The organism is Cellulomonas sp. P5_C6 (assembly GCF_054049635.1).
In genome coordinates this window covers 1-10,133 of the sequence record NZ_JBFULZ010000149.1, presented here as the reverse complement: position 1 = coordinate 10,133, position 10,133 = coordinate 1, and the positions used below count along the sequence as shown (strand labels likewise).

Here is a 10,133-nt window from a genome sequence, read left to right as displayed (position 1 = left end):
GTCGCGCCGTACACCGCTACCCACCGCTGACCCCGCGGCGCACGGTCGCGCGGCCAGTGCCGTCGCGCGGGCCCGTCGAAGACGGCCGGCGACCCGACCCAGAGCTCGCCCGGCGGCACGGACGTGAGCACGGCGGAGCCGGGCGCGACCTCGGACCAGGCGCCCACGCGGGTGCCGGGCGCGAGCGTGCTGCGCGTGCCGACGGTCGCGCGCTTGTCGATCCGCACCCGGCCCACGCGCAGCACGTCCCCGTCGAGCCAGTGCCCCCGCAGGTCCACCTCCGGCTCGACGGCGCAGCCGTTCCCCAGCGTGAGCAGGCCCGTGACCGGCGGCAACGCGTGCAGGTCCACGTTCTTGCCGACGGTCGCCCCCAGCGCCCGGGCGTACTCGGCCACCCAGGGCGCGCAGGACAGGTTCTCCGCGCCGGCCGCGGCCGCCCACGACTCCGCGAACCAGATCCGCAGGTGCACCGACCCGCCGCGGGGGTACCGCCCCGGCTCGACGGCGCCGAGCAGCGCCCGCGCGACGAGCACCGTCGTCCCCATCCGACCGAACGGGCTGATGAGCACCACCCACCCGAGCGCGACCCACCAGCACACGCCCGGCACCACGGGCACCCAGGGCGCGGAGGTCGTGGCGGCCAGCACGGCGTCGGCTGCCAGCAACCAGGTCAGCCAGCGCAGGCCCACCAGCGTCGCCAGCGGGATCGCCAGCACCGTCTGCAGGAGCTGCGCGCGCACGGGGGTCGGGGCCACGAGGCGCTCCTCGGTGACCGCCGGCGCGTCGAACTCGTCCAGGCGGTTGGCCAGGTCGCCGAGCCGGGGGTAGTCGTACACGTCCGCGACCGTCACCGTGGGGAACCGGGTCCGCAGCGCGCTGACCAGCTGCGCCGCCACGAGGCTGCCGCCGCCGGAGGCGAAGAAGTCCTCGCCCGGTCCGGTCACCGCGACCCCCAGCGCCGCCGTCCACCGCTCGGCCACCCACTCACCGGTCGGCGTGAGCCCGACGGCCGGGGCCGCGTCCTCGTCGGGACGCTCCAGCGGCCAGGGCAGCGCGTCCCGGTCGACCTTGCCGGAGCCGCGCGTGGGGATCGCCTCCACGGGCGCGAGCAGCGGGACGAGCGCGGCGGGCAGCGAGCCGGTCAGACGGCGGCGGGACTCGGCCAGGTCCAGGTCGACGCCGGGCTCGGGGACCAGGTAGCCGACGAGCACCGCGGTGCCCGCGGGAGTACGTCGKACGGCSGCCGCGGCWCCGGCSACKCCCGGCAGSCCGAGCAGGGCGGAGTCGACCTCRCCSAGCTCGATCCGTCGACCACCCACCTTGACCTGGTCGTCGGCGCGCCCCATGAACAGCAGGCCGTCGGCCTCGTACCGGACCAGGTCGCCGCTGCGGTACGCCCGTGCCCACCCGAGACCCTCGGCGGCCGCGTACTTCTCGGCGTCCTTCGCCGGGTCCAGGTACCGCGCCAGCCCCACGCCGCCGATGATCAGCTCCCCGACGCCGCCCTCCTCGACCTGCAGCCCGTCGGGCCCGACGACCGCGAGGTCCCACCCGTCCAGCGCGTGCCCGATGCGGACCGGCCCCTCGCCCGTGAGCAGCGCGGCGCAGGCGACCACGGTCGCCTCGGTCGGGCCGTACGTGTTCCAGACCTCCCGCCCGTCGCCGACCAGCCGCGCCGCGAGCTCGGGCGGGCACGCCTCGCCCCCGAAGATGAGCAGCCGCACCCCGGCCAGCTCCTCGGCCCGCCACAACCCGGCCAGCGTGGGCACCGTCGAGATCACCGTGATCCCCTGCGCGACCAGCCACGGCCCGAGGTCCATGCCCGTGCGCACCAGCGCGCGCGGCGCGGGGACCAGGCAGGCGCCGTGCGCCCAGGCCAGCCACATCTCCTCGCAGCTGGCGTCGAACGCCACCGACAGCCCGGCCAGCACCCGGTCGCCCGGGCCGAGCGGGGCGTCCTGCAGGAACAGGCGGGCCTCGGCGTCGACGAACGCGGCCGCGGACCGGTGCGTCACCGCGACCCCCTTGGGCGCACCCGTCGACCCGCTGGTGAAGATGATCCAGGCGTCGTCCTCGAGCCCCGGGCGCCGCGGCTCCGCGGACCGCCTGGTCGACAGGTCGCCCTCGGTCAGGACCCTCGCGACGCCCGCCTCGTGGAACACGGTCCGCGCGCGCTCGTCGGGGTCGTCGACGTCCACCGGGACGTACGCGGCGCCGGCCGCCAGCACCGCCAGGATCGCCGTGTAGAGCTCGGCCGTGCCGGACGGGATGCGGACCCCGACGCGGTCCCCCGGCCCGATCCCCGCGGCCGCCAGCCCGCCCGCGGCCGCCCGCACCGCGTCGGCCAGCTCCCGATAGCTCAGGGACGCGCTGCCGTCGTCGATCGCGGGGGCGTCCGGGTGGGCCGCCATCGTCGCGTCGAGGACGTCGAGCAGGGTGCGCGGCGGCGCGGCGAGCTGCGACCGGAGGTAGCCCTCGGGGGCCATCGTCGAGCCTCCCCGTCGGTCCGTGTGCCGCGTGTCCTCCCGATCATGCGCTCCTGACCGGCGAACGGCGATCCTCGCACCCCGGCGACGGCCGCCGCGCACGTGTTCACCGAGTGTTCGCCGGATGGTCGCCGGGCGCCGCGCCCCCGTCGATCTGGGAAGATGTCTGCCCATGAGCTCCGACTCCCCCACCACGCCCGGCCGACCCACCAGCACCACGGGCACGCGGCAGGTACCGGACCGGGTCTCGCTCGAGGGCGTCGAGACCCGCTGGGACGAGGCGTGGACCGCCCAGGACCTGTACGCGTTCGACCGCACGGCCACCCGCGAGCAGGTCTACTCGATCGACACGCCTCCCCCGACGGTCTCCGGCTCGCTGCACGTGGGCCACGTGTTCTCGTACACGCACACGGACGTCGTCGCCCGGTTCCAGCGCATGCGCGGCCGCGCGGTGTTCTACCCGATGGGCTGGGACGACAACGGCCTGCCCACCGAGCGCCGCGTGCAGAACTTCTACGGCGTGYGCTGCGACCCCTCCCTGCCGTACGACTCCGAGTTCACGCCCCCGTTCGAGGGCGGCGAGGGCAAGTCCGGCCCGCAGGTGCCGGTGAGCCGCAAGAACTTCGTCGAGCTTTGCGAGCGCCTGACCGTCACGGACGAGCGCCAGTTCGAGGAGGTGTGGCGGCGGCTCGGCCTGTCGGTCGACTGGTCGCGCACGTACCAGACGGTGTCCGCGGAGTCGCGGGCCGTCGCGCAGCAGGCGTTCCTGCGCAACCTCGCCCGGGGCGAGGCGTACCAGGCCGAGGCGCCCGGCCTCTGGGACGTCACGTTCCAGACGGCGGTCGCGCAGGCCGAGCTCGAGGCCCGCGACTACCCGGGGGCCTTCCACCGGGTCGCGTTCCACCGGCCTGACGGCACCCCCGTCTTCATCGAGACCACCCGCCCCGAGCTGCTGCCCGCGTGCGTCGCGCTCATCGCGCACCCCGACGACGAGCGCTACCAGCACCTCGTCGGCACCACGGTCCGCTCGCCGCTGTTCGACGTCGAGATCCCCGTGCTGGCGCACACCCTCGCGGAGCCCGACAAGGGCGCCGGCATCGCGATGTGCTGCACGTTCGGCGACCTCACGGACGTGCAGTGGTGGCGCGAGCTCCAGCTGCCGACGCGGTCCGTGGTCGGCCGCGACGGCCGCATCCTGCGCGACACCCCCGACTGGCTGGCGTCCGACGGCGCCCGTGCCCGCTACGAGGAGCTCGCCGGCAAGACGACGTTCTCCGCGCGCGAGGCGGTCGTCGCCGGCCTGCGCGAGACGGGCGACCTCGACGGCGAGCCGGTCACCACGCAGCGCAAGGCGAACTTCTACGAGAAGGGCGACAAGCCCCTCGAGATCGTCACCAGCCGCCAGTGGTACATCCGCAACGGCGGTCGCGACGAGTCGCTGCGCGCGGCCCTGCTGGCCCGCGGGACCGAGCTCGGGTTCAACCCCGACTTCATGAAGGTCCGCTACGAGAACTGGGTCAGCGGCCTCAACGGCGACTGGCTGGTCTCGCGGCAGCGGTTCTTCGGCGTGCCGTTCCCGGTCTGGTACCCGCTCGACGAGCAGGGCGAGCCGCGCCACGACTCCCCGCTGCTGCCCACCGAGGACCAGCTCCCCATCGACCCGTCGTCCGACGTGCCCGCCGGCTACACGGCCGACCAGCGCGGCGTGCCGGGGGGCTTCGCGGCCGACCCCGACATCATGGACACGTGGGCCACCAGCTCGCTGACCCCGCAGATCGTCGGCGGCTGGCGCACGGACCCCGACCTGTTCAGCCGCGTGTTCCCGATGGACCTGCGCCCCCAGGGCCAGGACATCATCCGCACCTGGCTGTTCTCCACGGTGGTCCGCTCGCACCTCGAGCACGGGTCGCTCCCCTGGTCGTCGGCGGCCATCAGCGGCTGGATCCTCGACCCGGACCGCAAGAAGATGTCGAAGTCCAAGGGCAACGTGGTCACGCCGCTGAGCCTGCTGGAGGAGCACGGGTCGGACGCCGTCCGGTACTGGGCCGCGTCCGCGCGCCTGGGCACCGACGCCGCCTTCGAGATCGGCCAGATGAAGATCGGCCGCCGCCTCGCGATCAAGGTGCTCAACGCCTCGAAGTTCGCGCTGTCGTTCGGCGACCCCGCCGAGCCCCTGGCGCTGGAACCGGCGCTGGTGACGGTCGAGATCGACCGCGCGATGCTGGCGGGCCTCGCGGACGTCGTCGACAAGGCGACCGCCGCCCTGGTCGCGTACGACCACACCCGCGCGCTCGAGCTCTCGGAGACGTTCTTCTGGACGTTCTGCGACGACTACCTCGAGCTGGTCAAGGACCGCGCGTACGGCGACCCGTCCCCCGAGACCGTCTCGGCCCGCACGGCCCTGGCGATCGCCCTCGACGTGATGCTGCGCCTGTTCGCGCCGGTGCTGCCGTTCGCCACCGAGGAGGTCTGGTCGTGGTGGCGCGAGGGCTCGGTCCACCGGGCGGCGTGGCCGACGGCCGAGCCGCTGCGCACCGACGCCGACCCGGGCGTCGTGACCGCGGCCGGTGCCGCGCTCGCCGCGCTGCGCAAGGTGAAGTCCGAGGCCAAGGTCTCGATGCGCACCGAGATCGCCGCGGTCGAGCTGGCCGTGCCCGCCGCGATGCGGGCCGGTGTCGAGGTCGCGCTCGACGACGTCCGCGCGGCCGGCCGGGTCACCGGGACGCTGGTCCTCGTGGACGGCGCCGGCGACTCGGTCGTCGCCAAGGACGCGGAGCTGGTCCCGCCGGCGGCGACGGCCTGACAATGCGCGAGTTCCGGTCGGAGACGCTGGTCGAGCTCGACCCCGCCGCGAGCATCCCGCGTCTGCTGGCCGACCGGCTGGCGCGGGACCCCGACGGGGTGTTCGCCGAGCGGACCGTGGACGGCGCCTGGACCGCGGTGACGGTCTCGGCGTTCGTCGACGAGGTCCGCGCCGTGGCCAAGGGCCTCGTCGCGCGCGGCGTCGAGCCCGGCGACCGCGTCGCGATCATGTCCCGCAGCCGCTACGAGTGGACCGTCCTCGACTTCGCCTGCTGGGCCGCGGGCGCGCTCGGCGTGCCGGTCTACGAGACGTCGTCGGCCGAGCAGGTCCGGTGGATCGCGGCCGACGCCGGGGTCCGCCTCGCGCTGGTGGAGACCGCCGCGCACGCCGCCGTCCTGGCCGAGGTCCGCGACGACCTGCCCGGCCTCGCGGAGGTGCTGGTCATCGACGACGGCGCGCTGGCGGTGCTGGCCGACGCCGGCGTCGACGTCCCCGACCAGGAGGTCGACCGGCGCAGCGCGCTGGCCCGGGCCGACGACCTCGCGACGATCATCTACACGTCGGGCACCACGGGGCGCCCGAAAGGCGTCGAGCTCACGCACGGCAACTTCGTCGCGCTCACGCTCAACGGCGTGGCGGGTCTCGGCGACGTCTGCGCCACGCCGGGAGCGCGAACGCTGCTGTTCATGCCGCTCGCGCACGTGTTCGCGCGGTTCATCGAGGTGCTCTGCGTCCCCTCTGGTGCGGTCCTCGGGCACACGCCGGACGCCCGGCACCTGCTGGAGGACCTCGCCGCGTTCCAGCCGACGTTCCTCCTGGCCGTGCCGCGCGTGTTCGAGAAGGTCTACAACTCGGCCGAGCAGAAGGCCGGCTCGGGCACGACCCTGAAGGTGTTCCGCTGGGCCGCCAAGGCCGCCGAGGACTACTCGCGCGCGCTCGACACCGACGCGGGCCCCGGTGCCGCCCTGCGCGCCCGGCACGCGCTCGCCGGYGCGCTCGTGCACAAGAAGCTCCGCGCCGCGCTGGGGGGACGCGCCGAGTTCGCGATCTCGGGCGGTGCGCCCCTGGGCGAGCGGCTCGGGCACTTCTACCGCGGCATCGGCGTCAAGGTGCTCGAGGGCTACGGCCTCACGGAGACCACCGCGCCCACCGCCGTGAACCGCCCCGGCCTGACGAAGGTCGGCACGGTCGGCCCCGCGTTCCCGGGCACTGCCCTGCGGGTCGACGACGCGGGCCAGATCTTCGTCTCCGGCCCGCACGTCTTCCGCGGCTACCGGCACGACGCCGAGGCCACCGCCGAGGCCCTGGTCGACGGCTGGTTCCGGACGGGCGACCTCGGCACGATCGACGACGACGGCTACCTGCGGATCACCGGTCGCACCAAGGAGATCATCGTCACCGCCGGCGGCAAGAACGTCGCCCCCGCCGTGCTCGAGGACCGCCTGCGCGGCCACCCGATCGTCAGCCAGGTCGTGGTGGTCGGCGACCAGCGCCCGTTCATCGGCGCCCTGGTCACGCTCGACGCCGAGATGCTGCCCGGCTGGCTGTCCAACCACGGCATGCCGACCATGACGGTCGACGAGGCCGCCGCCGACCCCGCCGTGCTTGAGGCGCTCGACCGCGCCGCCGACCGCGCCAACCAGGCCGTCTCGCGAGCCGAGTCCATCCGCAAGCTCCGCGTGCTCACCACCGACTTCACCGAGGCGAACGGCTACCTCACGCCGTCGCTCAAGGTGAAGCGCGCCCTGGTGCTCAAGGACTTCGCCGCGGACATCGACGCCCTGTACGTCGACACCCGCGGCACCGACTGAGCTACACCACCGAACGCAGGCGGGCCTGGTCGGCCGACTGGGTGGGAACGGCCTCGCTCGGCGTGGAGTCGTCCGACCAGCGCAGGACGGCGCCGATGCCGTCCACCAGGTCGACCGTGCCGTCCTCGGCGAACGTGAGCCCGGCGTCCTGCCCGAGCGCGGCGCGCACCAGTGCGACGTTCGCATCCATCTCCCGCGCGTCGCCCGTGACGCCGATCGACGAGAGGTCCGCGGCGCTCGTCGCCACCTGCAACGGCTCCGGTCCCACCCAGAGGGTCCGGTCGGCGAGTCCGCTGGTCAGCGMGTCGACGTGCAGCACCAGCTCGGCCACCTGCCCGCGCCGGAGCACCTCGATCACGTCGTCCAGCGCGGTCACGGCGCCGCCGCCACGACCCTGCGCCTCCCGGAACCGGTCCAGCACCGCCTGGCGACGCCGCTCCCGGAACTCCGCCAGCGACTCGGTGACCTTGGCCCCGAACGAGCCCTGGTGCACGCCCTCCCCACGACCGCCCCCGGGGACCTCCACCAGCAGCTCGCGCGTGGGCTGACCGACCGCCTCGCGGACCAGGGCGACCGCCCGCACGTCGCCCGTGATGAGCACCAGGTCCGGGTTGCGCTCGGCGGCCCGCTTGTCCAGCACCGCGGCCACGACCTCGGCGTTGCGGCCCCAGGAGTCCTCCGCACGGGTCTGGCTGCGTCGGTCGAGGCCGCCCTCCCGCGTCTTGTGCACGTCGTCGTGCCCGCCGTCCACCGTCTCCGTCTCCGGACCGCCCTCGGTCCGCACCGTTCCTCCGGCCGCCCACGTGAGGTCCGCGCCGTTGCGGTCCACCTCGACGAGCAGGTAGGTCACGGTCTCGTCCGCGGCCCGCACCGCCGGCAGCAGAGCCGGCGCCGGACCGTACACCGCGTGCGACTGCGCCGGTGGCTGCGCGAGCACGCGGTCGACCACCACGCTCACCGCGTCCGCGACGACCACGCGCCCGTGCGGTCCCTTGACCCCGGTCGGGCGGGACACCAGGTCGGCGATCTCGTCGAGGACGCCCGCGGGCGCACCGTCGCGCTCGAGCGAGCGTCGGACGGCCTTCCACCGCTCGAGCGCCTCCGCATCACCGGTCGCCCCCGCGCGCGTGGCGTCGAGGTAGACGGTGGTGAACGGGGACGGGCGTCCGAGCAGCGGCTTGAGCCAGTGCAGGTCCATGGGCAGCACCTCCGGGATCGACGATCCCCGGCGACCACGGGCGAGCTCCGCCCCCGCGCGGCCGGCCGGAGCTGACCCTCCCTACCTTCGACCCTCCGCCGAGCGGGCGCCACCCCGCGGGCTCACTCCGATCGCGCGTGCCCCTGAGCGATCTCCTCGTGGTGCCGGATGACCTCGTCCACGATGAACGCGAGGAACTTCTCCGCGAACACCGGATCCAGCTCCGCCGTGCGCGCGAGCTCCCGCAGGCGCGCGACCTGCTGCTCCTCGCGGGCGGGGTCGGACGGCGGCAGGCCGCGGGTCGCCTTGAGCACGCCGACCTGCTGGGTCGCCTTGAAGCGCTCCGCCAGCATGTACACCAGCGCGGCGTCGATGTTGTCGATGCTGCCGCGCAGCCGGGCCAGCTCGGCGGGGATCGGGGTCGGCAGGTCGCTCACGGACGCGATCCTAGGCGGAAGTCCGAGCCGGTCAGGCGCTCTTCTCGCGGGGTGTGCGCTTCTCCTGGGTGTCCCGGGGCACGAGCGTCGGGTTCACGTTCTCGAGGACCACCGCGCGCGTGATGACCACGCGGGCCACGTCGTCGCGGCTGGGCACCTCGAACATGACCTGCTGGAGGACCTCCTCCATGATCGCCCGGAGCCCGCGCGCGCCGGTGCCGCGCAGCAGCGCCTGGTCGGCGATCGAGGCGACGGCCTCGTCGTCGAACTCGAGCTCGACGCCGTCGATCTGGAACATCCGCTGGTACTGCTTGACCAGCGCGTTCTTGGGCTCCGTGAGGATCCGCACGAGGGCGTCCTGGTCGAGCCGCGAGACCGCCGCGACGACCGGGAGCCGGCCGATGAACTCGGGAATCAGGCCGTACTTCTGCAGGTCCTCGGGGCGGACCTCGGAGAACAGGTCACCCTCGTCGACCGAGTCGAGCAGCGGCGCGCCGAAGCCGACCACGCGCTTGCGGGCACGCGCGGCGATGATGTCGTCCAGCCCGGAGAACGCGCCCGCCACGATGAACAGCACGTTCGTGGTGTCGATCTGGATGAACTCCTGGTGCGGGTGCTTGCGGCCGCCCTGCGGCGGGACCGAGGCCGTGGTGCCCTCGATGATCTTCAGCAGCGCCTGCTGCACGCCCTCGCCGGAGACGTCGCGCGTGATCGACGGGTTCTCGCTCTTGCGGGCGATCTTGTCGATCTCGTCGATGTAGATGATCCCGGACTCGGCCTTCTTGACGTCGTAGTCGGCGGCCTGGATCAGCTTGAGCAGGATGTTCTCGACGTCCTCGCCGACGTAGCCCGCCTCGGTGAGGGCCGTGGCGTCCGCGATGGCGAACGGGACGTTGAGCATGCGGGCCAGGGTCTGCGCGAGGTACGTCTTGCCGGTGCCCGTGGGGCCGACCAGCAGGATGTTCGACTTCGCGATCTCGATGTGGTCGTCCGTCGTCGACGTCCGCGCCTCACCGGCCTGGACCCGCTTGTAGTGGTTGTACACCGCCACCGCGAGGGCGCGCTTGGCCGACTCCTGGCCGATGATGTACTGCTCGAGGAAGTCGAAGATCTCCTTCGGCTTGGGCAGCTCGACCAGGCCGACCTCGGTGGCCTCCGCCAGCTCTTCCTCGATGATCTCGTTGCAGAGCTCGATGCACTCGTCGCAGATGTAGACGCCAGGTCCGGCGATCAGCTTCTTGACCTGCTTCTGCGACTTGCCGCAGAACGAACACTTGAGGAGATCGGCCCCGTCCCCGATACGAGCCACGTCGATCCCCTTCCTCATGTCGCCCTCCGCCCGACGGGCGGTGCGCCGTACGTGCGCTACCCCTCAGGGTGCGCGTCCTCCCCCATTGC

6 protein-coding genes are annotated in these 10,133 nt (G+C 73.7%); 2 read left to right on the top strand and 4 right to left on the bottom strand.

The genetic code is table 11. The annotated features are described in order from the left end of the window. The coding region (locus ACXJKG_RS15365) for an amino acid adenylation domain-containing protein (protein WP_456846616.1) at positions 1 to 2,486 on the bottom strand (2,486 nt) is incomplete at its 3' end. A 172-nt stretch (positions 2,487 to 2,658) separates the two neighbouring features. On the opposite strand from ACXJKG_RS15365, the gene valS reads away from it, so the two are divergent. Together valS and ACXJKG_RS15355 are read left to right on the top strand one after the other, a co-directional pair. Then, a complete protein-coding gene (valS, locus tag ACXJKG_RS15360) occupies positions 2,659 to 5,289 on the top strand; it encodes a valine--tRNA ligase (protein WP_456846615.1) in 2,631 nt (876 codons plus the stop codon). Positions 5,290 to 5,291: 2 nt separating this feature from the next. Next, positions 5,292 to 7,100, top strand: coding sequence for an AMP-dependent synthetase/ligase (locus ACXJKG_RS15355; RefSeq protein WP_456846614.1), 1,809 nt, complete (start codon positions 5,292 to 5,294; stop codon positions 7,098 to 7,100). A 1-nt stretch (position 7,101) separates the two neighbouring features. On the opposite strand, the gene ACXJKG_RS15350 is transcribed toward ACXJKG_RS15355, so the two are convergent. From ACXJKG_RS15350 to clpX, 3 genes are all read right to left on the bottom strand, one after another. Next, entirely contained in the window at positions 7,102 to 8,298 is a 1,197-nt protein-coding gene (locus ACXJKG_RS15350; RefSeq protein ID WP_456846613.1) for a baeRF2 domain-containing protein, read from the bottom strand. A 122-nt stretch (positions 8,299 to 8,420) separates the two neighbouring features. Then, a complete protein-coding gene (locus tag ACXJKG_RS15345) occupies positions 8,421 to 8,735 on the bottom strand; it encodes a chorismate mutase (RefSeq protein WP_456846612.1) in 315 nt (104 codons plus the stop codon). 31 nt (positions 8,736 to 8,766) lie between these two features. Further along, the gene (gene clpX / locus ACXJKG_RS15340; protein WP_456846617.1) at positions 8,767 to 10,044 is read right to left on the bottom strand and encodes an ATP-dependent Clp protease ATP-binding subunit ClpX; all 1,278 of its coding nucleotides are present in this window, start codon (positions 10,042 to 10,044) and stop codon (positions 8,767 to 8,769) included. Positions 10,045 to 10,133 lie beyond the last annotated feature (89 nt).